20 protein-coding genes are annotated in these 26,187 nt (G+C 44.5%); 13 read left to right on the top strand and 7 right to left on the bottom strand.

Annotated elements, in window-relative coordinates; all coding sequences use genetic code 11:
- Positions 1 to 198: 198 nt before the first annotated feature.
- The 3 genes from KV201_RS10010 to cutA form a co-directional block, all read right to left on the bottom strand.
- The gene (locus tag KV201_RS10010; RefSeq protein ID WP_063883603.1) at positions 199 to 1,854 is read right to left on the bottom strand and encodes a cation:proton antiporter family protein; all 1,656 of its coding nucleotides are present in this window, start codon (positions 1,852 to 1,854) and stop codon (positions 199 to 201) included.
- Positions 1,855 to 2,035: 181 nt separating this feature from the next.
- On the bottom strand, positions 2,036 to 3,895 hold the full coding sequence (locus tag KV201_RS10005) for a protein-disulfide reductase DsbD (RefSeq protein WP_226059220.1): 1,860 nt from the start codon (positions 3,893 to 3,895) through the stop codon (positions 2,036 to 2,038).
- The gene (cutA, locus tag KV201_RS10000) at positions 3,892 to 4,215 is read right to left on the bottom strand and encodes a divalent-cation tolerance protein CutA (RefSeq protein ID WP_012088202.1); all 324 of its coding nucleotides are present in this window, start codon (positions 4,213 to 4,215) and stop codon (positions 3,892 to 3,894) included. Before cutA ends, KV201_RS10005 begins: the two co-directional genes overlap by 4 nt.
- 251 nt (positions 4,216 to 4,466) lie before the next feature.
- Between cutA and KV201_RS09995 the strand changes: the two genes are divergently transcribed.
- Positions 4,467 to 5,075, top strand: coding sequence for an FxsA family protein (locus KV201_RS09995; RefSeq protein ID WP_226059219.1), 609 nt, complete (start codon positions 4,467 to 4,469; stop codon positions 5,073 to 5,075).
- A gap of 125 nt (positions 5,076 to 5,200) precedes the next feature.
- Here the strand turns inward: KV201_RS09995 and KV201_RS09990 are convergent, their stop codons facing one another.
- The 3 genes from KV201_RS09990 to KV201_RS09980 all read right to left on the bottom strand — a co-directional run bounded on the left by KV201_RS09990 (position 5,201) and on the right by KV201_RS09980 (position 10,108).
- Complete coding sequence (locus tag KV201_RS09990) at positions 5,201 to 5,737, bottom strand: hypothetical protein (protein ID WP_226059218.1); 537 nt, start codon at positions 5,735 to 5,737, stop codon at positions 5,201 to 5,203.
- 195 nt (positions 5,738 to 5,932) lie between these two features.
- Positions 5,933 to 9,022 carry an efflux RND transporter permease subunit gene (locus KV201_RS09985; RefSeq protein WP_226059217.1) on the bottom strand — a complete coding sequence of 1,030 codons (3,090 nt, stop codon included), beginning with the start codon at positions 9,020 to 9,022 and terminating at the stop codon, positions 5,933 to 5,935.
- Between the two features lie 3 nt (positions 9,023 to 9,025).
- Complete coding sequence (locus KV201_RS09980; RefSeq protein WP_226059216.1) at positions 9,026 to 10,108, bottom strand: efflux RND transporter periplasmic adaptor subunit; 1,083 nt, start codon at positions 10,106 to 10,108, stop codon at positions 9,026 to 9,028.
- Between the two features lie 128 nt (positions 10,109 to 10,236).
- On the opposite strand from KV201_RS09980, the gene KV201_RS09975 reads away from it, so the two are divergent.
- Positions 10,237 to 11,226, top strand: coding sequence for a LysR family transcriptional regulator (locus tag KV201_RS09975; protein ID WP_012088207.1), 990 nt, complete (start codon positions 10,237 to 10,239; stop codon positions 11,224 to 11,226).
- A 1-nt stretch (position 11,227) separates the two neighbouring features.
- On the opposite strand, the gene KV201_RS09970 is transcribed toward KV201_RS09975, so the two are convergent.
- Positions 11,228 to 12,595 carry an MATE family efflux transporter gene (locus KV201_RS09970; RefSeq protein ID WP_226059215.1) on the bottom strand — a complete coding sequence of 456 codons (1,368 nt, stop codon included), beginning with the start codon at positions 12,593 to 12,595 and terminating at the stop codon, positions 11,228 to 11,230.
- 224 nt (positions 12,596 to 12,819) lie between these two features.
- Here KV201_RS09970 and KV201_RS09965 point away from each other — a divergent pair, with 224 nt between their 5' ends.
- The 11 genes from KV201_RS09965 (at position 12,820) to KV201_RS09915 (ending at position 25,966) form a co-directional block, all read left to right on the top strand.
- Positions 12,820 to 13,110: a co-chaperone GroES gene (locus KV201_RS09965; protein WP_006086113.1), complete on the top strand. Its 291-nt coding sequence runs from the start codon at positions 12,820 to 12,822 to the stop codon at positions 13,108 to 13,110.
- Positions 13,111 to 13,167: 57 nt separating this feature from the next.
- Entirely contained in the window at positions 13,168 to 14,814 is a 1,647-nt protein-coding gene (groL, locus tag KV201_RS09960) for a chaperonin GroEL (RefSeq protein ID WP_226059214.1), read from the top strand.
- Positions 14,815 to 15,031: 217 nt separating this feature from the next.
- On the top strand, positions 15,032 to 16,237 hold the full coding sequence (locus tag KV201_RS09955; protein WP_226059213.1) for a tyrosine-type recombinase/integrase: 1,206 nt from the start codon (positions 15,032 to 15,034) through the stop codon (positions 16,235 to 16,237).
- A gap of 13 nt (positions 16,238 to 16,250) precedes the next feature.
- A complete protein-coding gene (locus tag KV201_RS09950; protein WP_226059212.1) occupies positions 16,251 to 17,171 on the top strand; it encodes a hypothetical protein in 921 nt (306 codons plus the stop codon).
- Between the two features lie 90 nt (positions 17,172 to 17,261).
- Positions 17,262 to 17,462: an AlpA family transcriptional regulator gene (locus KV201_RS09945; protein ID WP_226059211.1), complete on the top strand. Its 201-nt coding sequence runs from the start codon at positions 17,262 to 17,264 to the stop codon at positions 17,460 to 17,462.
- The gene (locus tag KV201_RS09940; RefSeq protein WP_226059210.1) at positions 17,455 to 17,946 is read left to right on the top strand and encodes a helix-turn-helix domain-containing protein; all 492 of its coding nucleotides are present in this window, start codon (positions 17,455 to 17,457) and stop codon (positions 17,944 to 17,946) included. The genes KV201_RS09945 and KV201_RS09940 overlap by 8 nt, the downstream gene beginning before the upstream one ends.
- The gene (locus tag KV201_RS09935; RefSeq protein ID WP_226059209.1) at positions 17,930 to 19,033 is read left to right on the top strand and encodes a site-specific integrase; all 1,104 of its coding nucleotides are present in this window, start codon (positions 17,930 to 17,932) and stop codon (positions 19,031 to 19,033) included. Before KV201_RS09940 ends, KV201_RS09935 begins: the two co-directional genes overlap by 17 nt.
- Positions 19,034 to 19,195: 162 nt before the next feature.
- Complete coding sequence (locus tag KV201_RS09930) at positions 19,196 to 19,777, top strand: recombinase family protein (RefSeq protein WP_226059208.1); 582 nt, start codon at positions 19,196 to 19,198, stop codon at positions 19,775 to 19,777.
- Positions 19,778 to 19,977: 200 nt separating this feature from the next.
- Positions 19,978 to 21,546: a class I SAM-dependent DNA methyltransferase gene (locus tag KV201_RS09925; protein ID WP_226059207.1), complete on the top strand. Its 1,569-nt coding sequence runs from the start codon at positions 19,978 to 19,980 to the stop codon at positions 21,544 to 21,546.
- The gene (locus KV201_RS09920) at positions 21,536 to 22,117 is read left to right on the top strand and encodes a hypothetical protein (RefSeq protein ID WP_226059206.1); all 582 of its coding nucleotides are present in this window, start codon (positions 21,536 to 21,538) and stop codon (positions 22,115 to 22,117) included. Before KV201_RS09925 ends, KV201_RS09920 begins: the two co-directional genes overlap by 11 nt.
- Positions 22,118 to 25,966, top strand: coding sequence for a type I restriction endonuclease subunit R (locus KV201_RS09915; protein ID WP_264175197.1), 3,849 nt, complete (start codon positions 22,118 to 22,120; stop codon positions 25,964 to 25,966).
- Positions 25,967 to 26,187: the final 221 nt, after the last annotated feature.

The raw sequence follows: 26,187 nt of genomic DNA, 5'->3' as shown, positions 1-26,187 counted from the left end.
TGGCGATGGGCGGCAATGAGAAAATCGATACTGTGATAGGAAGTCAAAATAACGTATTCAGTGCGTTATCTAGTCGATTGATTTGTAAAGATTAGTCAGTAGTTAGTTGGAGGACGCACAAACTTGCAGAGGAGGTTACTGCTCGTTTGTGCGGCTTGTTATGGCGTGATTTTAATTCAATGCAGCATTAGCAGGCACTTAACTATTGGACTCTGCATTAATTTTAGGATCAGCCACTTGCGCTGTTTCTTCCGCTTGCGCGGCGTTTTTTTCTGAGTCTTGCAACAGCTCGTAAATCACATGATCCACAAAACCGGCACCCGCAGCTTCGTACAGGTTGTAAACACTGTGTACGCCCGATTCGCGAAGTGCCGCGGCATCGTCACTGTACTGCACAATCGCACTGATCTTGCCTTGATAATTCAGTTTTTTAAGTTGCTCAACTGCAAACATATTTCCCGCGTGGTGCGGCATGGCCAGCAGCACTAACTCAAGGTTAGGGGCTCTATCGAGTTTCTCCCAAAAGTCGGTATCCGCGGCGTCACCTTGCACTACGTTGCGGCCCTTGGCTTTGTGTAAATCGACTAAGTCTTGCTTGTGCTCAATGCCGAGAATTTCGCCGTCAAATTGTTCCCTGAGTTCATCGTAGGCGCCGCTACCAATGCGGCCCATACCTAAGATTAAGAAGCGTGGGTTGCCAATGGCGATCGGTCTGTCTTCTGGGTGCAATGGGCGTTTTTCAAGCTTGATTAAACGCTGCTGGAATCGTTGATAGATGTTACCTACGGTGGCGTTAAGCGGCGCGGCGAGTAAAAAGCTAAAGCTTAATGCCACGGCGATGATCACTAGCCACTCGGGAGGCAACCAACCTTTATAGGTGGCGACGGCGGCGACAATCAAACCGAATTCACTGAAGTTACCTAGGTTGAACGAGCCCAACATAGAGGTACGTGAACGCAGCTTAAAGCGGGTAAGAATATAAACAAATAGCAGGATTTTAAGTGGCACTAACAGCACTAACAGCGCTGCGAGTACGATATCCGATACCGTAGGTAAGCCGTTGAGCCCTATGGTTAAGAAGAAGGCAACGAGGAAGAGTTCTTTAAAATAGAACAGGGATTTTGCCAGCTCTGAGGACTTTTTGTGGCCCGCCAACAAGATACCTATGATCAGTGCGCCGAGATCGGGTTTCAGACCAACAGATTCAAATAACCAAGCGCCAACCACAAGTGCCATCACTAGGCCGAAAAGGACTAACAGTTCACCGTGGCCGACACGGTCGAAGGCTTTATAAATAAGCGGCTTAGCCAGTGGCAGTAAGAGTAATGCGAAGGCCCATACCGAAGGTACATCGCCCTTAGAAATCGTTAAAAACAGTACGGCGAAGATATCCTGCATAATCAAGATACCAATGGCGACCCGGCCGTAGAGGGATTGGACGTCGCCCTTATCTTCTAACACTTTGACCGCAAATACGGTACTGGAGAAGCTTAACGCGAAGGCGATTAACGTCAGTTGCTCAAGGTTAAGACTCGTGAGTTGGCTTAAACCCAGTAAGCCGAAGAGTTTCAGAATCGGCACAAAAACCACGATTGAGAGTACTAAGTGCACACTCGAACCCGCCCACACTTCGGCCTTGAACAGGCTACGAATATCGAGTTTCAAACCAATAGCAAACAGCAGCAAAGTCACGCCTAGGCTGGCGAGTTCTTGCAGCAATGGCAGGCTTTCTTTATCTATCCCGAGGACGAATAGTACAAAGCCCGCCACTAAGTAGCCGATGAGCGGTGGTAGTCCTATACGGCTGACGAGCATGCCGCAGATGAGTGTGATAATGAGGATACCGGGTTCCATGATGCTCCAATCTAAAAAGTCCAAAATTATGAGTGATTGTATAAGAAATCTATGACACTGGAACAAAAAAGCGGACTTTTAATGAAAAAAGTCCGCTTTCTATTGGTGTTGCGGCAAATACACTTGCCGGTTAAAACTGGCGCGGGTGAAATCGCTTTAGTGGTCTAAGTCTAAATCGTGACTATTTCACCAGATGATCTAAATGGGCGGCAAAATCTTTAGGGCCCATAAAACCAGTCACACGTAAATCTTCCCTTTGCTCACCTTGTTCGTTAAACATCAACAACGTAGGTAAACCGAGCACATTGTATTTTTCGAGTAAGGCCACATCGACCTTGTCACTCTTAGTCACATCGGCTTGCAGCAGCACGATTTTATTCATGCGGGCTAACACGTCGGCATCCTTAAAGGTGATGGCTTCAAACTCTTTACAGGCAACACACCAATCAGCATAGAGATCCAGCATCACAGGCTTACCTTGGGCGGCAGCGGCAGCGATTTCTTGCTCAAGATCTTCAATGGATTTAATTCGTTTAAAGCCATGGGCTTCTTCGGTCGTCGCCGCAGTGCCTACGGGATTGTGATTAAAACCAAAGTGGCCCATCACAGCTTGGAATCCGTAGGAGAAACTCGCCAGTAGCGTCAGAGTTAATAGCACTGAACGGACAGTTTGTTTCCAGTTGAAGGGACTGAGTTTGTTCTGATGCATCAAGTAGCCAGTGAAGCTCACGCCCCACAGTGACCAAAGCACATCGGATACCACGCCCGTCCAAATACGACCGAGCATTACGATAGACACAGCGATCAACAGGAAGCCGAAGACGGTTTTGATGATGTCCATCCAAGCGCCCGCTCTCGGTAATAATTTACCGCCTGAGGTGCCGATAATCAGTAGCGGTAAACCCATGCCCATACTCAGCACATACAGGGCTAGGAAGCCTTGGAGTAAGTCGCCGGTTTGCGCCACATAAACGAGCGCACCCGATAGCGGCGCGGTAGTGCAAGGTGATGCGACCAGGCCAGAAATCACGCCCATCAAGAATACGCCAACTAAGTTGCCGCCTTTTTGGTTGTTCGATACTGAGTTCATCTTTTCCTGCCAGCTCGATGGCAGTTTTAAATCGTACAGGCCAAACATAGATAAGCTGAGCACAAAGAACAGAATCGCCAGAACCACTAACACGGCGGGATGTTGCAATGCCGCTTGGTATTTCAGTCCTGCCGATGCGACCACTAACCCTAAGATAGAGTAAGTGATTGCCATGCCTTGGACGTAGGCCATAGACAAGGTAAAGGCTTTCGCGGTTGAGAGTTTTTGCCCTTGGCCAACAATAATGCCAGACAAAATCGGGTACATAGGGAACACGCAAGGCGTTAATGCCAGACCGACACCTAGACCAAAGAAGATCAATAAGGTCCAAATCAGGCTGTCGTTTGACAGCATTTGGCTCAGGGTATCTTGCTGAGTAATAGGTTGGGTATTGGCTTTATCGGCAGTGCTTGACTCAGCACTGGCGGACTCAGTGCTGGCAGGCTCTGCTGCGGCGGTCGATTCGCTCGCTTCGGCGCCTGCGATCAAGCCATCGTTGGCGGCAATCGCTTTTAGAACCACGTCACGCTTGGTCGGTGGATAACACAACTTACCTTCGGCGCAGCCCATAAAAGTGACGGTAAGCGTGGCATTTTTATCGGCCTGTTTCAGCGCAACGGGAATATCCACATAGGTGTAATAGACTTCTTGCTCGCCAAAATACTCATCTTCATGGGGCTTGCCCTTGGGCAGCGTCACTGTGCCTAGCTCGGCGCCATTGACACTGAATTTAAGCTTGTCGCGGTACATGTAGTAACCGTCGGCAATCACCCAATTGAGTTTGACCTGATTACCTTCTTGCTTAAAATCGAAGGCAAATGCTTGATCGACAGGCATCAATTCCGGTTCACTCTTCATGAAGTCGAATTTGTTACCGAAAACCCCTTCACTGTGCGCTAAGGGCGTGAGGAGCAATAAAGACGTAAAAATAAGGCTGAGTAGTTTTTTCATGGCTGAGTGTTGTCTTTTATCCAATCTAAGTAGGCTGGTAGCCCGTGAGTCACAGGCACGGCAATAATTTCGGGTACTTGATAAGGGTGAAGTCTAAGCACAAGTTGTTCTAACTCTGAATATCGACTTTGTAAACATTTAATCTGTAAGCTAAATTCTTGTTCTTCACAGATTTTCCCTTCCCAAGCATAAATTGAACGTATCGGGGCGGAGATATGAACACAAGCGGCAATACGCGACTCAACTAAAGCCCGAGCCAAGGTATTGGCTTGTACTTCATCGGGGCAGGTAGTGCTAACCATTAAATACTGATGCTGCATGGTATTAGGTATCGTCTCTTAAGAATCTTAAAGTTCGCTTAAGCCAACTGAGTTAGGCTACTTTACGTGTTTTAATGGTCTCATACATTAGCGCGTTAACAAAAGGGTGAGCTAAATATCAGTTGTTAAATCCGTTGCTCAATCAGAGGTTATTAGACCCTTAGTCTGTCGCAATGCTTAGCCTGACTTGAATTAAGACCGGATAGTCCCCATTTAGTTTACACAGATAGTCAGATAAACCTGAGGTCGGTATGTTTTTCATTATATTTTTACTCTTTGTGCTGATCCCAGTAATAGAGCTGTCGGTGCTGATCCGTGTGGGTGAAGTGCTTGGCACTTGGACTACCATAGGTTTAGTGCTGTTTACCGCTGTGCTCGGGGTCTCTTTGGTTCGCAGCCAAGGTTTAAGCACCTTAATGCAAGTACAGCAAAAACTCGCTCGCGGTGAAGCGCCGGGGCAAGAAATCGTCGAAGGCATGATGTTAGCCATGGCGGGTATTTTACTGGTGATCCCCGGTTTTGTGACCGATGCCATTGGCCTATTATTGCTGACGCCATTCACCCGCCGTCCCATTGCTGCCTTGCTGTTCAAGCGCATGCAGTTGCGGGTTGTGGCGGGGTTACAGGGCGGAATGCACGGCGGCTTTCAAGCGGGCCAAAGTCCCTTTGGGCCTAAGCCGCAGGACCCATTTGGCCAAGCGCCGTTTGATGATAGCGTGAAGAAAGACGGTAATGTGTTTGAGGGCGACTTCGAACATAAAGTCGATCCAAGTGATATCAAGCCCGCGAGTCATCAGCTGCTTTATAAAGATCAGAATAAAGAACAAGGTAACGCGCAGGATAAAGATCCTAAGCCTTAGTCTGTTATGGTTTAGCTAATTTGGTTTGCGCGTTTATTCGCTTGAACTTCTACCCAAATCTCGCTTCAATACCAGCGGCCTTCAGAATCCTCTGAGCTGCGCCGCTGGTGTACTTCTTCCACTCGTTATAAAAATTCCACTGAGTTGAGAAAGGCTTCTGCGGTGCGACGGTTTTGGCCATTGTCATCATAGCTGGCGGTTAAAATCAGCAGGTGATTATTGTAGGCATAGGCATGCTGCACTAAAGTGCCAAGATCTTTACCCATATCCATACTGATCTCATAACCCCGCTGCCCGCCGTGTTCGATATAACCGCGCGTCAATTTCAGCTCATCTGTTCCCTGCATCTCTTTAAACTTTTTCGCTAGCGTGTTGGTGTCATCGAAGGAAAGCTCGGTAATATCTTCCTCATCTATGGTTTCAAACTGGGAGCTGTAGGCGATAACGCTCAATACCAGCGGTTCTTGAGCTTGTTTTTGAGTGGTAATGGTTTCAACGCTGACCTGTCCCGAGTTTTTATGTAGCGCCTTGGGATTAGGTAACATCTGCACTTTCACGGGGACAGAAGTTAATAAATGGGATTCGAGGGGTTTGACTGCATACCATTTTTGATACGCCATAAAAACGAGGCCGAGCAGCACAGCTAGCTTGATGAGCTTCATATAACTTCCTTATTTAATAATCACTTCCTTGAGCTTGTCGCTCGCCATCAAGTGTAAATGGCAAGTCAGATAAGCGCAACAGATCGCAATAGCTAGGGGGGGACATGTATCAGAAATGACCAGCCAGCCACGAGTGACTGACCGGCCGCGCCGGGAAGCGTTTTTGGAACAATTGCGGAGCTAAAAAGTTGAGTGTTATTTGTTAGGTGACTCACCTCCTATCGCTGTCGCTTTAATATTGAATACTAGGCTGTACATCACTGGCAGTACTATGAGTGTTAGCAGTGAAGCAAAACCAAGACCGAAAATAATCGTAATCGCCATTGAACCGAAAAAGGCGTCAGAGATCAGTGGGATCATCCCGAGCATAGTGGTTATCGCTGCCATCATGACGGGGCGCACACGGCTGACACAGGAGTCGACCAAGGCGAAATAAGCGGGTTTGCCTTCACTGAGTTCGAGGTTGATTTGATCGACCAAGACGATACCGTTTTTAATCACCATACCCGACAAACTCAGCAGGCCGAGTAGCGCCATAAAGCTGAAAGGGGCGTCGAATAACAAGAGTCCCGCAGACACCCCAATCAGGGCCAAGGGCACAGTAAACCAGATCACTAAGGGCTGACGCACTGAGTTGAACAGGAATACGGTGATCAAGAACATCGCCAGATAACCCATGGGAATCGAGCTGAATACCGCGGTTTGCGCTTCGCCTGCGGTTTCAAATTCACCGCCCCATTCCAAGTGATAACCTGCGGGCAGGCTGATCGCTTCGACCTTGTCTTTCTCTTTACGCAGTACAGAGTCGGCGGTTTCATCACTGCCAAGCTTAGGATCGGCCATCACAGCGAGCATACGCATACGATCTCGGCGCATCACCAGCGGGTTTTCCCACTCAGTGTTAAAGCTACTCACCACTTGGGTGGCAGGCACAAAGGTGTTGTGTTCGCTACTCCAAATTTGCAACTTCCACAGGCTGTCGGCCTGCAAACGTTCTTCGGCGGGCGCTCTGGCGACGATGGGCAACAAGTGGCTGGTTTCTCGGTATAGACCAATTTGTTTACCGCTAAAGTTAACCAATAGGGCATTGTCGAGATCTTGCTTACTGATCCCCGTTTCCCGCGCTTGGGCATTTTCCAGTTGCGGACGGATCAAGGGCACTTGATTACGCCAGTTGTGACGTATGCCATCCATGCTCGGTTCGGCGTGGAAAATGGCCTCGGCTTGGGCGCCTAAAGCGCGCAGCACTTCAGGATTGTCGCCGTAGAAGCGTGCCTCAATTTTGGCGGCGGGCGAAGGGCCGTTCTCCATGTTTTTTAAGCGATATTGCGCCTGTGGGAAACGTTGATTTAACAAGGTTTCTAACTCTGGCATATAGGCTTTAACGGCGGCGAGATCTTGCATTTCGACGATCAACTGGGCAAAGGCGGGATAGCCTTTTTCTGGCTGATAGGGCAGGACGAAACGCTGCGAACCTTGGCCGATAACGCTGGTTAAGTGTTTCAACCCAATATCTTTTTGCTCGTTCTGTTGCAGTAACTGGCGCTCAATATCGGCAGTAAAACGTTCGGTCGCCTTAATGTCCGTGCCCTCTGGCATCCAGATATCCACAAAGAAAATCGGCGTGTTAGAGGCAGGGAAGAACACATTCTTGATATGACCAAAGCCCACCACAGCGCTGAACAGCATGGCTATAACCAGCAGAATACTCACCAGCCTAAAGCGCAGCGCTAGGGTTAAACTTGCGCGATATAAGCTGAAGAACCAGCCCTTGTAGGGGTCTTGGGCTTCTTCATCGCTCGGCGCATCCTTAAATAACAGATGGCAGAAGAACGGCGTTAAGGTGATGGCGGTTATCCAGCTGATAAACAGCGAAATCATCAACACTTGGAATAAAGAACGGCAGAATTCACCTGCGGCATTTTGCGATAAGCCAATGGGCGCAAAGGCAATAATGGCAATCACAGTCGCGCCTAATAGCGGCCACTGGGTTTGAGCCACAATTTGCTTGGCCGCTTCGAGGCGAGTTTTACCACGGCGCAGGCCAATCAAAATACCTTCGGTGACCACAATCGCGTTATCGACCAACATGCCAAGGGCGATAATGAGTGCGCCGAGGGAGATGAGTTGCAGCTCAATCCCCAGCACTTTCATCACGATAAAGGTACCTAGAATCGTCAGCAGTAAGATCAGGCCCATCAACATGCCTGAGCGCAGCCCCATAAACAGCAGGAGCACGGCGATCACGATAGCAATGGATTCTAATAAGTTGATTAAGAAGCCGTTGACTGTCTCATCGACCGCCTGACTCTGGTTGTAAACCGTCGCTAAATTCATGCCGATTGGGCGTTGGGATTCAAGCTCGGCTAAGCGGTCACTGACCTTTTGTCCGACTTCAACCACGTTCACGCCGCTAGAGAAAGAAATCCCCAGTGATAACGCCGCTTCGCCCTTATTGTGGTAAAGCACATTTGGGGTTTCGTCGTAATCCTTTTCGATATTGGCAATGTCGCCAAGGTAAATCAGCTCAGTGCTACCCGGTGGGCTGACAATCAAGCGCGCCAGATCCTGCACATTGCTAAATTCGCCCGTGGGATGAATGCGGATACGGTTATCGCCAATCACTAAGCTGCCCGCGTTGGAGACTACGTTTTGATTGTTCACTAAACCATAGATATAGCTTTGATCTAATCCCAGTGCCGACAGCTTTTGCTGGGAGATTTCAATCACGACTTGCTCGATGACGCTGCCTGCAACTGAAACTTTTTTCACCCCGGGCACGAGCACGAGTTCGCGGCGCAGATAGTCGGCGTAATTGCTTAACTCGCGGTTGCTATAATCGGGCCCAGAGAGATTAAATAAAATGCCATACACATCACCAAAGTCGTCCATCACCTGCGGCGCAGTGGTGCCCGGAGGCAAGTTGCCCGCCGTGTCGTTCACCTTACGACGCACTTCATCCCACACCTGTGGCAGGGTGGTTTTGTCGTAGCTTTCTTTAATCTCGATTTGGATTTGTGACAGGCCCGCACTGTTAATCGAGGTCACATGCTTAATGGCATCGAGTTGCTGCAGGGCATCTTCGAGCGGCAGTGTGACTTCTTCTTCAACTTGTTCAGGTGATGCGCCGGGGTAAGCCGTGATCACTAGGGCTTCTTTAATGGTGAATTCGGGGAATTCCAATTGCCCCAAACCGGTAAAACTCACGCCGCCACCCACGAGTAGCAGCAACACAAACATCCAACTGATGACTTTGTGGCGTATCGAATACTCTGCAATGTTCATCAATTACACCCCACGCTGCCAGCGTAGTGGTTTGACTTTCATGCCAGCGGATAATTGAGACACGCCAGCGCTGACGATAAGATCGCCCTTGTTGATACCCGTTAAAATCTCAACGCCTTGGTTACTCACGCGTCCTAGGGTCACCATAGTGGGTTTGACTTCACCCGATTGGGTTTGATAAACCCACACTTGCACTTGGCCATCTTGATCGCGTTTATCGATAGCGGTCACGGGCACTATGCTGGATGCAAGGGCGCTTGGATCTTTAACTAAGGCTAAGGTTAACTCGGCACTCATCCCCGGAAGTAATTGAATATCTTGAGGTTGAGGCAATGAAAAAACCACTTCATAGGCTTGAGTACCTGGGGTGACTTGGGTGGAGTATTCTTTAAACTTGGCATCGAAACTTTGCTCGGGAAAGGCGCTAAAACGCACCTTAGCGGTAAAGTGAGCTTGATCGGTATATTGCTTCAGCCCCGCCGCCATCGACTCGGGAACTTGAATGCTCACATCGAGCAAGTTGTTGTTTTGCAGTGTTAACACCCCTTGATTGGCCTGCACTATTTGGTGGTTATCCACTAAACGTTTTGCAATAGTGCCGCTAAAGGGCGCAGTTAAACGGGTGTAACTCAGCTGATCGCGCGCTGCCGCAAGGGCCGCCTTGGCCGATTTGAGCTGCGCTTGCGTGCTATCAAACTCAGACTGTGAAATCAGCTTACGATTAAGCAGCTCGACCTTACGTTTAAAGTCGGCAGCTAACAGTTCGTGCTCGGCCTCACGGGTCATTAAATTATTTTTGGCATCCCTGTCGTCAAGCTGGGCGAGCAGGCTACCTTGAGCGACTCTTTGGCCTTCGACTAATGTCAGTTCGGTTAATTGCCCTGAAATACGGAACGACAATTCGGCGCGGCTATTGGCGGCAACGCGGGCAGGAAAAGTTCTAAAATCTCCAGCTTCTACGTTGAGCACTTCAAACAGTTTAACCGGACGGACAGTGTCCACTTGTACTGAACTTTCCGCAGGCGAACAACCACTGAGCAGGGCTGGAAGCAGCATTGCCAGTGGCAAGAGTCGATATGATTTCATGGTGGCGATTTCCTAGTTAACAAGTTGTCAGCATTTCTGGGCGCGAAGATACCAGCTAAAGTAGTTGCAATAAACGGGATACTTTGGGATTATCAGTCCCACATAATGAGATTGAACTTAAGGTCAAAATGAAGACAGAGGACTTAGCGTTATTCCACCGAATTGCTGAAACCGGTAGTTTGATTGAAGCGGCTGATTTACTTAACTTGCCAAAATCGACTGTCAGTCGGCGTTTGCAAGCCTTGGAAGATGAGCTGAATATTAAATTGTTCCACCGCCAGAGCCGCTCCATGACGCTCACGTCTGCAGGTAGCCATTTTTACCAGCGCTCGCAAAACATTCTGGCCCAGCTCGATGAAACCCTATTCGAAATGACCAATGATGATGCTGAGATCAGCGGGCATCTGCGCATTCAAATGTTCCCCATCCATAGCATGAAAATCTTGATGCAAGCCATTTTCCGCTTTATGGATATGCACCCAAAACTCACCTTAGAAGTCATCAGCAGCTCAGAATCCGTCGATATGGTGAAACATAATCTCGATGTGGCCTTTGTGGTTGAGCCTGCGTTGGATACCTTAGATTTAGTGGTGCGGCCGATTTTTACCACTGACTTACGTTTTTACGCCAGTCCGCAATATTTAGCGGTACACGGCACACCTAAAACACCGAAAGAGATTGAAGCGCATAATGTGTCTATGTTCCGTTTATCCAACGGCAAAATTTTTAATGAGTTATTTATCGGTTCAGAACAAGAGGTGAGAGTCAGAGGCAATTTCTGCTCGAACAGTATTGAAGTGGCGGTTGAGTTTGGATTGCAAGGGCGCGGTATCGTGTATGCGCCTGCTGAAGTCGTGGATGAATATGTGCAAAGCGGTGAGCTAGTGACTCTGTTACCTGAAATCCAGCCCCATCAAGGCGAATGTTTCTTAGCTTATCCATCAAGACGTTACGTGAGTTTAGCCTGTCGACGCTTTATCGACTACATAATGCAAGAGTTAGTGCCAAATGGCGTGCCGATCAACATGAGCGAGCAAGGCCCACGTCGATCCTGCAAAGCCTCTACGGGAGCGTTTTCAGACGACGTGTTGCGCTTTCCCGTTAAAAAATCAAGCTAGTTTACCCCTCGCGAATGGCGTTAGCGGTTGTGATCTTTGTCGGCTCACAGATCCGCTGCGCCAGCCAGTAACAAGCAATTCCCATCAAAATATTGGTCACAGGTAGCGCCAGCAGCAGGCCTTTAACGTCACCTATATAGGATCCTAAAGCCGCCAGCGGCAGCATAAGTAGCACTAAGCGGCACAGGTTGATCACCAGTGAACTCATAGGTCTGTGGTAAGCATTGAGCGAGGTCGCCACAATAATCACTATGCCTAAAGGTCCGTAGGCGCAGGGCAACACTAAGATGTAAAAACTCAACCACTCGATCACCAGCGGATCGGTACTGAATAAGTGCGCGATAGGTTCAGCCAAAAAGATCAGTGGAATATAAAGTATGGTTTGGAAGATAAAGATAAATTTTATCGATAGCAGCAGGGCTTCTTTCGCCCTCTGTGGCTGGCCTGCACCTAAGTTCTGCGCGATAAAGGGCATTAAGCTCGACGATAGCGCCATCACCACGATTAATAACACTGACTCTAAGCGAGTACCAGCACCAAAGGCTGCCACTGCGCTGTGGTCGATATGCGCCAACATGGCCATGATAATGGCATTGGCTAACGGATTGATTAAATTCATCAAGGCGGCGGGTTGGGCGATATGGGCAAGTTTGGCCCAGTTGGCGCGCATTCTGTCGATGTCAAATACTGTCCATTCGAGCATCTTGCGCCTGACAATCAACAAATATCCCGACAAAGATAACGCCACCAACCAAGCGAACAGGGTTGCAATCGCGGCACCTTGAATTTCTAAACGTGGAAACGGCCCAATACCGAAGATAAGTAATGGATCCAGAATGAGGTTGATGATTGCCGCCAGCGCCATAATCATCGCCGGCGAGCGGGTATCGCCAGTGGAACGTAAACCCTGATTGCCCACCATCAACAACACCAGCAGCGGCGCACCGACATACCAGTAAATCATATAGTCGTGGATTAGCGGCAAGCTGTCATCGTTTGCTCCGAGTAAGCGAAACAGTGGCTCGATAAAAATGCTACCCAGAGCGGCTAAACTGGCAATCAAACCAAAGGTCAGCAATAAGGCATCATGCAAGAATACTTTGGCCTTGTGGGCATTACCCGAGCCGATAAGTCGGCCTAAATTGGTCGAGACTCCAGCACCAATACCAATGGCGATACTCGAGATCACTAAGGTCACCGGAAAGGTAAAACTGATGGCGGCTAAGGCTTCGGTGCCCAATTGGCTGATAAAAAAAGTGTCAGCGAGGCTGAAACCTAGAATGGTCATAATGCCAATTAAGTTGGGGAGGCTCATGTTGAGCAGTACACGACCAATTGGCGCGGTGAGCAGCCCGTGTCTGTCTTTCATGGAAAAATAGTGCCTTGTTAGCGAGCGGAGGCGAGATTCTAGCAGGATTGTGCGGACTTGAAAAAACCGACATCAAAAAATTGAAGTTTTTTTTGTAAATGCCCTTGGATCTCGACACTATCAGCCCCATATCTCAGACAGCAAAAGAGCAGACTCAGGTGTCTGTTTTTTTAATCACAAATAGGCTCGATTGTAGGGCATCAAATCATTAGGAGAGTTCATAGATGAATATTCGTCCATTACATGACCGCGTAATCGTTAAGCGTCTAGAAGTTGAATCAACATCAGCGGGTGGCATAGTACTGACCGGTAGCGCCGCTGAAAAATCAACTCGCGGTGAAATCCTTGCTGTGGGCAATGGCCGTATCTTAGAAAATGGCACAGTTAAACCACTGGATGTCAAAGTGGGTGACGTGGTGATCTTCAATGAAGGTTACGGCGTTAAGAAAGAAAAAATCGACGGACAAGAAGTTTTGATCCTGTCGGAAGCTGACCTGATGGCAGTAGTGGGTTAATCCTCAGCATCAATTCGACATTCCAATTAATCATTAAAAATTTAAAGGATAATCAAGATGGCAGCTAAAGAAGTTGTATTTGGTAATGACGCTCGCGTAAGAATGCTGGCTGGCGTAAATATTCTAGCGAACGCAGTAAAAGTGACCTTAGGCCCTAAAGGCCGTAACGTGGTATTAGACAAGAGCTTCGGCTCACCACTGATCACTAAAGACGGTGTATCTGTTGCCAAAGAAATCGAGTTAGAAGACAAATTCGAAAACATGGGCGCGCAAATGGTGAAAGAAGTTGCTTCTAAAGCCAACGACGCCGCCGGTGATGGTACTACTACTGCAACTGTACTGGCTCAAGCCATTGTCGTTGAAGGCTTAAAAGCCGTTGCAGCCGGTATGAACCCAATGGATCTGAAGCGCGGTATCGACAAAGCCGTTATCGCTGCAGTTGCTGAATTAAAAGCCTTATCACAACCTTGTGCAGATTCAAAAGCGATTGCCCAAGTTGCGACTATCTCTGCAAACTCTGACGAATCTATCGGCGAAATCATCGCTACTGCGATGGAAAAAGTCGGTAAAGAAGGCGTGATCACCGTTGAAGAAGGCCAAGCGTTAGAAAACGAATTGGACGTAGTAGAAGGTATGCAGTTTGACCGTGGCTACCTGTCTCCATACTTCATCAACAAGCCAGAAACCGGCAGCGTTGAGTTAGACCACCCATTCGTACTGTTAGTAGACAAGAAAATCTCTAACATTCGCGAACTGTTACCTATCCTTGAAGGTCTGGCAAAAACCGGTAAGCCATTGCTTATCGTTGCTGAAGATGTTGAAGGCGAAGCATTAGCAACTTTAGTTGTGAACAATATGCGCGGTATCGTGAAAGTGGCTGCCGTTAAAGCACCTGGCTTTGGCGATCGTCGTAAGGCAATGCTGCAAGACGTAGCAATCCTGACTGGCGGTACTGTTATTGCTGAAGAAATCGGCCTAGAGCTTGAAAAAGCAACCCTGGAAGATTTAGGTACAGCTAAGCGTGTTGTGATCACTAAAGACAACACTACCATCATCGATGGTAACGGTGAGCAAACACAAATTGCTGCTCGTGTAAGCCAAATCAAACAACAAGTTGAAGAATCAACTTCTGACTACGACAAAGAAAAACTGCAAGAGCGTATGGCTAAACTAGCTGGCGGCGTAGCAGTGATTAAAGTTGGCGCAGCGACTGAAGTTGAAATGAAAGAGAAAAAAGCCCGCGTTGAAGATGCTCTGCATGCAACTCGCGCTGCGGTAGAAGAAGGCGTGGTTCCTGGCGGCGGTGTTGCTCTGGTTCGCGTAGCTTCTAAGATCGCTGAAGTTGAAGTATTAAACGAAGACCAAAAACACGGTGTGGTTATCGCACTGCGTGCAATGGAAGCGCCACTGCGTCAAATCGCCACTAACGCGGGTGAAGAAGCGTCAGTTGTTGCTAACACAGTGAAGAACGGCAGCGGTAACTTCGGTTACAACGCTGGTAACGACACTTACGGTGACATGTTAGAAATGGGTATCCTTGACCCAACTAAAGTGACCCGTTGTGCATTGCAATTCGCTGCGTCAATCGCAGGTCTGATGATCACTACAGAAGCTATGGTTGCTGAGATCCCACAAAATGCTGGCCAAGATATGGGCGGTATGGGTGGCATGGGCGGAATGGGCGGAATGGGCGGCATGATGTAATCGTATTGCCCAAATACTAACACTTCCTAGAAAAGCCCGTAAGCTTATAGTTTACGGGCTTTTTTGTTGACTTGGCTTCCTATAAGTACCCATAATATTTCACTGGTTCTTAGAATTTTGAGGTGTTAATGAGGGGTATCTTAATTTTTTACTATCCTAGAAATAGGTGTGTAAACCTCAGTACCCCTCATCTTGTACCCCTCTTTAGGAGTTGTGGATGCCTTTAACTACGTTAGAAGTTAAAAAAATGATTTGTCCAGATGATAAATCTCAGGTGAAAAAATCTGACGGTAATAACCTGTTTTTATTAGTTAAAAAAAGTGGCGTCAAACTTTGGCGACTGAGATTTAGGCATGCTGGTAAGTACCAAGAGATGGCTTTAGGGAAATACCCCTCTATATCACTAGCTGAAGCTCGAAGATTGGCGGAAGAAGCAAGAGCTTCATTAATTCATGGTATTAACCCCATGGATGAGCGCAGAGATAGAAAGCGTGTCAAAACAGCCCCTAAAGATAAGTTGTTTTCAACTATTGCTATTAAATGGTGGGAGCAGCAAAGAGATTCTTGGTCTGAAGACCATGCAGCTAGAGTTAAACGATGGTTGCTGGTGGACTCTAAATCTATCTGTGGGCTTCATATTGAGGAGATCGATGCAGGCCATATAACTGAATTAATGCTTGCCATCGAAGCTGATGGAACGTCTAAGAAAGCCCCTAACATTTTGGCTGTTATAAACCGAGTATTTGGCTATGCATTGGCGCATCGGCTCACACGTAATAACCCAGCTCAAGGTTTGCCTCTGAGAGATATATTAAAGCCTTTACCGCCAGTTAAGCATAGGGCTGCAATTGTTAAGCCCAACGAGCTCGCACAATTGATCAACGATATAGACACCTCAGAGTCGGGTAATTACTGCACTATCGAAGCTTTAAAGCTGATCCCTCGACTATTTTTAAGACCAACCGAGATAAGAAACCTAAAGTGGGAATACATCGATTTTGATGAATGCTTGATAAGGATTCCAGCAGAAGCGATGAAGCGAGGGCGAGAGCATTTAGTCCCGATGTCTAAACAGGTGGTTCAACATCTTCAAGAGATAAAAGCGGTAACTGGATATTCAAAGCTGGTCTTCCCAAATCAAAGGGATAGCAGTAAACCAATGAGCAAAAATATTTTAACCAATCGTCTTCGTGAGTTGGGCTATCCCGCTGATGTCATGTCAGCTCACGGTTTTAGAAGTACCGCATCAACCATCTTGCATGAAAAAGGCTGGAATCATGAGGTGATTGAAGTGCAGCTTGCTCATCTAACTGGGACTGCAACCTCAAGAGCTTATAACCGTTCGCTTTATCTGGCTGAAAGAACCAAATTAATGCAGGAATGGGCGAATTATCTAGACGTTTTATCGAGTAAAACGTTATAGGGCTAGGCTAAGCATGAGTAAGTTATATAAATTGAAAAAATGGTTAACACTTGATGAAGCGATTACTCATATTTCTAACTTGATTGGGGAGTCAATCTCACTATCTGAGTTATATCAACTTGCAGCCGATGGTCACATCAGGCTTTCAGTGAAATTTGTAAATGGAGCAAAAGCTAAAAAAGTACGGCTTATTAGAGCAAAAGATGTGAAATATAAGCAGCTTATACCTAAAAATATCCCCGATTTTCCTAAAGATAAGTGCTTTCGCGTTCCGATAAAAGGATATACCCAGATATCAGGAGACTTGTGGGCTGAAGAGGTCGTAGCTGAGACGTATTCCATATCTGGGGTGTGGGATTTAGCAATGGTTGGTGCGGAACAGGCGGATATAGCAGATAGGTATTATCAAACAACTTCTGATCATGCTGGAACAATTCCTCGTTTCGTTGGGCATTATCTTCAAAAAGATGGCGAAACCTATCAATTACAGGTTAGACAAGAGCGTTTGTCTGAAAGTGATGAGTACAACTCTTCTTTGGCTCCTGATGCTCAAGACGAAAATGAGAAACTTAGTCTTCAAGAAATAAGGTTGAGGCTGAAGAGGCCTTACAGACCTCCACAATACAGCTTAGCAAGTAAATTAGATGACCATAATAATATTTTAGTGATAAGTACTTCTGAAATAAATAGGTTCATTTACTCGTTAGAAGATAAGCCTAAAGAAGCCAAATCACTACATTGCAAAGAACGTACGACACTTCTCCTTCTACTCGGAACGATATTGAAAAAAGCTAATTTTGACCTTCAAGAGCGAGGTGTTGTGGGGAAGATTCGAAGAGCAACAGAGTCAAATAATACTCCAATATCAGAGCAAACAATTCGCGATCTTATACCTCTGATATTAGATATGGTTGAATTAAAGCAAAATAGATAAAATTGGGACTTGATTTCCCCAATTGGGTTTTCCTGCACTAGAAATCAATAACCTCTTATTCGTTTCCATTAACGTTTAGAGGTTCCTATCGTGTCAAACAAAATCATCCGCTTGCCTGAAGTCAAAGGCAGAACTGGCTTGTCCACCAGCACCATTTACCTGCACATGACAAAAGGTATCTTTCCCAAGGCTATCTCTTTGGGGGAGCGTGCAGTTGGTTGGCTTGAGGCAGACATTGATCAATGGCTTGATGAGCGCATTGCAGCATCTAAGGCGGCTAACAATGGGTAGTCGTAATAATCCTAATCGGATCAAAATTCACCGCTTCTATACCGTTATTGAAGTTAGTGAAACATTGGGGGTTCATCCAAAAACTGTACGCAATTGGATTCATGCTGGCCTGCCTGTTGTGGATGAAAAACGTCCTCTTTTAATACATGGGGTTGACTTGAAAATTCATTTAAAAAGGAGGCGAAAAGCAGACATGTTCAAGTGTGAAGTAAACGAAATGTACTGTTTTAAATGTAAGCAACCCAAAACGCCTGATATTAAATCTCTTGAGTTTATCGCTAAGCCTGCGGGAATGGCTCAAATGACAGGGCATTGCTATGAGTGTGGATGCCAAGCTAATAAGTACGTTTCTTGGCGAGATGTAAACCAAATTTGGCTAGAACTCGGAGGGAAATTACCGATAGCTGAAGAGCACTTAATCCTGAGAGGAAGTGCTCTCTTGAATTGTCCTTTCGCTAAGGAGTTTGATGATGAAAAAAAGTAGTACGAATAATGCGCGAATTCTTCATGATTACATCAAATATTTGAGAGATGCAAAACGCCAAGATGATTCAACAATTGATGGTGCGATGAAGTCCATCAATCGCTTTGAAGAATGCACGGATTATTCTGACTTTAGTAAGTTCAAGGCCAAACATGCTATTGGTTTTAAAAGGAGTCTGCTTGCTAAAAAGTCAATTGTTACTGGTGAAAAGTTGAGCAAGGCAACAGTGCACACTGCAACTCGTCACTTAAAGATGTTTTTTCAATATTTGGTTACCCAGAAAGGGTATCGAGCAAAAATTAATTACAGCGATATTGAGTACTTCAACTTGTCTGAAAAAGATACTCGTATCGCTAATGCAAAACGCAAAAGAAACGTGGCGAAGATTGAGCAGATAATGCAGACATTAGAAGCTATGCCTTGCTCAAATGAGATTGAAATGCGTGATAGAGCTTTAATGGCTTTTGTTATCTTAACTGGCGCAAGAGATGGTGCTGTCGCTTCAGTTAAAATAAAACACGTTGATATTGTTGAACAGAGCTTTTATCAGGATGCAAGGGATGTAAACACGAAATTTAGTAAAACATTCACCACCTATTTTTTCCCTGTGGGTGAGTTGCCATCAAAGGTGTTGAGTGAATGGATTGAGCATCTGATTAGGGAACTTGGGTACAGCCAAAATGACCCGTTATTTCCTAAAACAAAACTGGCACACAACAAGAATCAGCAATTTGAAGCTGTTGGTTTACTCAAGGAGCATTGGAGTAATGCAAGCCCAATTCGTAAGGTTTTTAAACAAGCCTTTGAAGCTGTAGGTTTGCCTTATTTTAATCCTCACAGTTTCCGCAATACGTTAGTACGGTTAGGTGAAAATTTGTGTCGAACGCCTGAAGAGTTTAAGGCATGGAGCCAAAACCTAGGGCATGAAAGCGTGCTGACCAGTTTTTATAGTTATGGCGATGTGCCTGATTATAAACAAGCTGAACTATTGCGTAAGTTAGCTATGCCTGCTGAAAAAAGCTCATCAGATATGGAGGAGCAATTTAAGCAATTTATGAAGTTTCAACAAATGATGGCAAAGAACTAAAACCGTCAAATTAACCTGATCATCTGGTATCAATAAATATTCGTATATTGATGCCAGATTTTTTATGCAATATCGGTATCATAAAACTATGGTATGAAATTTATGATGCCTTTAATGTATGATACCCCCATATTTGATACCTAAATCGAAAGTGAGTGACCCATGCGAATCTTTTCCTATTGCCGTGTTTCGACAACTGAGCAAACAACAGAAAACCAAATTCTTGCCATTCGCCAGAGGGGGTATGAGGTGAATGATGCTCGCATTATCAGCGAAACGGTTTCTGGTTCTGTTGAAGCGATGAAGCGTGAAAAGTTCAAGATGCTTATCAACCACCAGCTGGAACGTGGCGATATGCTGGTGGTCTTAAAGCTAGATCGTTTAGGCCGCGATAATATTGATGTTCAAAACACCATTAATCTGCTGACTGATAAAGGCATTAAGGTTGCTTGCCTTGACCTGCCCGTGGCAGACCTTTCTAGTTCTGAGGGTAAGCTAATGCTTCAGATGTTTTCAGCTTTTGCAGAGTTCGAGCGAAACCGGATCAGGGAGCGAACAAGAGAAGGGCTTGAAAGAGTTAAAGCACAAGGCAAGAAACTCGGCAGACCAACAGCGGATAAGACGACCCAGTCAGTCCAAACCAAGAAAGCTGAGGGGCTATCTCAATCAAAAACGGCTGAAGCATTAGGGTTGGGGATTGCGACAGTGAAAAGGCATTGGAATAAAACAACTTCTATTGCTTAGCTTACCAGTGTCAGTGGTAATAATTTTGATTTATTCATATTCTGAAGATTTACTATTGCTAATAACTTTTTCTAAGACGTCCTATAAAAGCTCATAAAATCGGAGCTTTATCAACCTCATTCACTTAATTTCATATATAATCTTTTGCCATGAACTGCAAACAACTGCAGTAGCCCTAACTTTTTAGAGTAATAAAAAACATGGCAAAATCACCTGTAAAAAAGAAAGAAAAATCATTTGAAGAAACACTCTGGGATGCGGCAAATAAGCTGCGTGGTAGTGTTGAATCATCAGAATACAAACACATCGTATTGAGCCTAATTTTCTTAAAGTTCATCAGTGATACCTTTGAAAAGCAGCGTCAGAAACTTATTGATGAAGGGCTTGAAAAACACATTGATATGGTGCCGGCATACACCAAAGATAATGTGTTTTATCTACCAGAAGAGAGCCGTTGGAGCTTTGTTCAGCAGAACGCGAAACAAGAAGATATTGCGCTGAAAATTGATACAGCTCTAAGCACTATCGAGAAAACCAATAAAGCATTACAAGGTGCATTACCTAAGAATTACTTTTCTCAATTAGAGTTCGATACCAGTAAGTTAGCGGCACTAGTGGATGTCATTGGGAACATAGAAACACTAAACAGTCCTCATAAAGATATTGTAGGAAGGGTTTATGAGTATTTCTTAGCCAAATTTGCTATTGCAGAAGGTAAAGGTAAGGGGGAGTTCTATACACCGAAAAGCGTGGTTAATTTAATAGCTGAATTAATTGAGCCGTATAGAGGCAAAATCTATGATCCTTGTTGTGGTTCAGGTGGTATGTTTGTCCAATCGATGAAGTTTATTGAAAAGCATAAAGGGAATACAAAAGACGTTGCTATCTATGGGCAAGAAGCGACCCCTACGACATTTAAGCTTGCAAAAATGAACCTTGCTATAAGAGGGATCTCTGCCAACTTAGGTGTGGCAGCCAAAGATACTTTTGCTAATGATCAGCAAGAGACGCTTAAGGCTGATTTTATTATGGCAAACCCTCCCTTCAACCAAAAAGATTGGCGAGGAACAGAAGAATTGATTGATGATCATCGCTGGGATGGTTATGAGATTCCACCAGTTAGTAATGCCAACTATGGCTGGATACTGCATATGGTATCTAAGCTTTCTCAAAACGGAATTGCTGGATTTATCTTATCAAGTGGTTCAACTTCAGCTTCAGGTAGTGAGTACAAGATACGTAAGCAACTCATTGATAACAACTTAGTTGAGGCCATTATTACTCTGCCTAGAGATATGTTTTATAACACTGATATCAGTGTGACTTTATGGATTATCAATAAAAATAAAGACGCTAGGGTTCTCCAAAATGAAGATGGTGAGGTGCATTTAAGGGAAAGAAACAAAGAAATTTTATTTATGGACCTTAGAAGGTTAGGGACTGAGTTCGAAAAAAAATATATAGAGCTTACGGAAAATAACATTAGCGATGTAGCTAAAGTTTTTCACTGTTGGCAAAGAGATAGGCATCCTGAAAGTTATAAAAATGTAGCTGAATTTTGCTACTCGGCATCAAAAGAAGAGATTGTAAAAAGCGATTACTCTCTTGTCCCTAGTAAATATATCCCTTTTTCAGCTACCGATAGCACAATAGATTTTGAGGCGGAAATGCTAAGAATTCAGTCTGAATTGTCGGCATTAATGAAAGAAGAGAAACAAGCCCAAGAAGAGCTATTTGAAGCATTTAAAGGAATCGGTTATGAAATCTAGTCCAATAGGCAGCCTTATTTCTATGGTTGATGTGAAGAACAAAGATAACTGTGTGTCTAATCTTCTAGGCATAAACATATCTAAAAACTACATGCCATCAATTGCTAATTCAACAAACTTAGATTTAACAAACTATAAGGTCATTAAAAAAGGAGTTTTCGCCTGTAATATTATGCACGTAGGTCGTGATGAACGATTGCCTATAGCACTTTATAGAGATGATGAACCAGCGTTAGTTTCCCCAGCGTACAAGACTTTTGAAGTTCTAGATGATGAAGTTGTATTGCCAGAATTTTTGATGATGTTTTTTCAGCGCCCAGAATTTGATCGACTAACTTGGTTCTATTGTGATTCTAGTATTCGAGGCGGTTTAGACTGGGATAGGTTTTGTGACATTGAAGTTCCGCTACCGCCCATTGATGCTCAAAAAAAATATGTTGCTATTCATCACGCATTAGAAATTAGAAAAGAGATAAGTAAACGTTTTGAAGAAATCCTTAAACCTTTATCTCCGATCTTGTTACGAGGTGTAGTTGAGCAAATGGGGCACGATAAGGAAGAGTTAATTTAAATGAAATTCACAGAAGAAAGGCTTGAACAAGCTATTATTGAACTACTAGGGAAAGAAGGTTATTCACATACTTGTGGTGAGGCGATTGAGCGAGCACCAGAAGATGTGTTAATTAAGTCCGATCTTCGTGAATTTCTAGCTAAACGTTATCGAGCTGATAGCATTACAGCCTATGAGATAGAGCAAATTATCCATAAGCTTGAGTACCTTCCAGCTTCGGATCTATACGATACGAATAAAGTCATTATGAAGTTTATCTCTGATGGCTTTTTGCTAAAGCGTGAAGATGCAAGTCAAAAAGACTTATACATTCAGCTTATCGATTTTTCATCAGTTGTTGAAGACTCTTTGTTGGCTGATGGCTCCTACTCACATGACTCTAATATTTACCGAGTAGTAAACCAGATGGAGATACAAGGCTATGAGCTGCGTATCCCTGATGGAATTCTCTACATCAACGGCTTGCCGCTTGTTGTATTTGAGTTCAAGAGTGCTATTCGAGAAGAGGCTACCATTTACGATGCCTATATACAGATAACTACTCGCTATGATCGAGACATACCTGAGCTATTCAAGTACAACGCTTTGTGCGTGATAAGTGATGGGGTGAATAACAAGATGGGGTCTTACTTCGCCCCATACGAGTTTTATTACTCTTGGCGTAAAATTACGGGTGAAGAGAAGCTGAATAAAGACGGTATTGATTCACTCTTTACTATGATCAGCGGCTTGTTTAACAAGAAGCGATTAACTGATGTGATTCGTCACTTTATTTACCTTCCCGATACCTCAAGCAAGCAAGAGAAGATTGTTTGTCGTTATCCTCAGTATTACGCAGCAACAAAACTTTTTGTCAATATCAAACAACATATGAAATGCTTTGATGATCATGGCAAGTTGATGAGTGGTGACCCTATTCGTGATGGTAAGGGGGGAACGTACTTTGGAGCTACAGGGTGTGGTAAGAGCTACACAATGCTGTTCTTATCTCGCTTGTTGATGAAAGATGTTGAACTAGGCAGTCCAACGATCATTCTTATCACTGATCGTACCGATCTTGATGATCAGCTATCTGGTCAATTTACCAATGCGAAAGGTTATGTTGGAGATCAGAATATCATTAGTGTGGATAGCCGTGCTGAGCTGCGTGAGCACCTTAAAGGCCGTAAAAGTGGTGGTGTATTCCTTACAACCATTCATAAATTCACTGAAGATTTAGCATTACTCACTGAGCGTACTAACATAATCTGTATTTCGGATGAAGCGCACCGCAGCCAAACTAATTTAGAGCAAAAAATCACAGTCACAGAAGATGGTGTTAAGAAAACTTACGGTTTTGCCAAGTATCTACACGATTCTTTACCAAATGCAACTTATGTTGGTTTTACGGGGACACCAATTGATGCAACGCTTGATGTATTTGGTGCGGTAGTTGATAGCTATACAATGACCGAATCGGTTTTTGATGAAATTACCGTTCCGATTGTCTATGAGGGACGAGCTGCAAAAGTTTTGCTCGATAGCAAGAGTCTCGACAAGATAGAAAAATACTATAAAGAGTGCTTTGATGCAGGCACCAACGAGTATCAAATAGATAAGAGTAAGAAAGCGATGCTGAGTATGGATATCATATTAGGCGATCCAGATGTGCTTAAGTCTATTGCGAAAGACTTTGTAGAGCATTATGAGAATCGAGTTGAAGAAGGCACTACTCAAAAAGGCAAAGCAATGTTCGTCTGTAGCAGTCGTGAGATTGCTTATCAGTTCTATAACGAGTTGGTTGCTCTTCGCCCTAAGTGGGATGAAATAAAGATTTGTGAAGAAGGCTCAACCTTATCAGAAAGTGATAAGAAAAAAGTTAAGCCTATGGAGCGAGTTAAGATGATCATGACTCGTAACCAAGACGATGATAAAACACTATGGCATAAGCTTGGTAATAAAGACGATCGTAAAGAGTTGGATCGTCAATTCAAAAATGGCAAGTCGAACTTCAAGATTGCTATAGTGGTTGATATGTGGTTGACGGGTTTTGATGTCCCATTTCTAGACACTATCTACATATATAAACCACTGCAAAAACACAATTTAATCCAAACTATCTCAAGGGTAAACCGTAAGTTTGAAGGGAAAAATAGTGGCTTGGTAGTCGATTACATTGGCATTAAAAAGCAGATGAACCTAGCTCTATCTCAATATACTGGCGGTCAAGAGCAGAACTTGGAAGATATTAAGCAGTCTGTGATTATCGTTAAAGATCATCTGAGCTTGCTTGATGGGTTATTCTACAAATTCGATTCAAAACCATACTTTAAAGGTACAGCACTTGAGCAATTGCATTGCTTAAATGCTTCTGCTGATTATGCTCTGAGAACGAAGAAGTTTGAAAAAACCTTTATGGATTTAACTAAACGACTTAAGTCAGCCTATGACATTTGTGTAGGCAGTAGTGAACTAACACAAGCCCATAAAGACAAAATTCATTATTACTTCGCCGTTCGTACCATAGTTTTTAAAATAACCACTGGCGGTGCACCTGATGTGGAGCAAATGAACCACAAAGTGCGTGATTTGGTTAAAGATGCTTTGATGAGTGATGGGGTAGAGGAAATATTTAAGCTAGGTGATGACCAAGGCGGTGAAATTGATATTTTTGATGAAGATTACCTCGCTAAGTTAGAAATGGTGAAACAACCAAACACCAAGCTTCAATTACTTCAACAGATGCTTGCCAAGGCGATTGGAGAGTTTAAAAAGACCAATAAAGTGAAAGGTGTCGATTTCACTAAAAAAATGAATATGTTGGTCGAAAAATACAATGAACGAGAAGAGAAAGATGTGCTCCGCTCAGAAATTATTACTGACTTTTCAGACGAGATTATCGATCTCTACAATGAACTTCGTAAAGAGATGGCCTCCTTCGGTGAAATGGGAATAAATTTTGAAGAAAAAGCCTTTTACGACATTCTAATCTCGCTCGCTCATAAGTACGACTTTACCTATCCAGAAGGAAAACTGACGGATCTGGCTAAAGAAGTGAAAAAAGTCATTGATGATAAAGCCAAATATACAGATTGGAATAAGCGAGATGATATTCGGGCTGAATTGCATTTTGACTTAATCATCTTGCTAGATGAGTGGGGATATCCACCAATTGACCGTGATGAAGTGTATAAAGAGATTTTTGAGCAGGCAGAGAACTTTAAGCGCAATAACCCTAATTGTTTAGGCAATGATGAGCGACCATCTGAGCCAATACCAATGCTATTAGGTGATAAGAAACTCTATCGTGCTTCACAAGTATCTCGACTTAGTAATGCTCAAGAGCTAGCAACAATCACATTCAAAGCTGATTTGCCTTACGAGAGAAACTTTGGTGCTCTATTCGCAACAGGATATTACACAGAGCTTAAAGAGTTGGGGATAGTGTCTTCTTTAGTTCTAGACACAACGATCACAGCCCTAACAGAGCTTGATCAGGTTACTAGAGAGCTAGAGCTACCTTTGTATGAAGAGGGAAAAAGTGGCATTGTGTGGGCGTTAAATAATGCTAGAGACGGCAGTATTTGTACTGAGTTTGTGGCTTCCGCGATACAAGTCGCAGGAGATGAAGCCTTTCTGTCGACTATCAAAGCCGCAATTGTTGGTGGTATTGCTTATGACCTGACGAAAAAATCTTTTTGGAAACTTTTTGTACAAGTTCCATATGCGCTTAAGCAAAAATATCAAGCTCGTTGTGAGAAAGCAAAAACTCAGGAAGAAATTGATGAGACAATAGCTAACACTTCGAATGTTGTTGACTTCAGAAAGCATAGTCGGTGGCAAGGTAACTCTGAAGATATTAATCACTAACTGTGGTATAATGAAGGGTATTTTTTTGATTTGCTTTTTTTACTTCAAGTAAATCAACTTATTAGACCGTTTGGGGCGGCATGATGTAATTTTTGCTGGTCTAAAACGTTGATTACGGCGTTGCTGCTCGCTCACATACACACAACGTATGCTACGCTCACAGCGCCTTGTACTTAACGTTTTATCCTGTGCAAAATTAGCAAAAATGTCTGCGGTCTTTA

It is taken from the genome of Shewanella sp. SR1 (genome assembly GCF_020447145.1).
Lineage (GTDB): Bacteria > Pseudomonadota > Gammaproteobacteria > Enterobacterales > Shewanellaceae > Shewanella > Shewanella baltica.
Note: the sequence above shows the minus strand (reverse complement) of the source record. Positions and strands in the feature narration are given on the sequence as shown.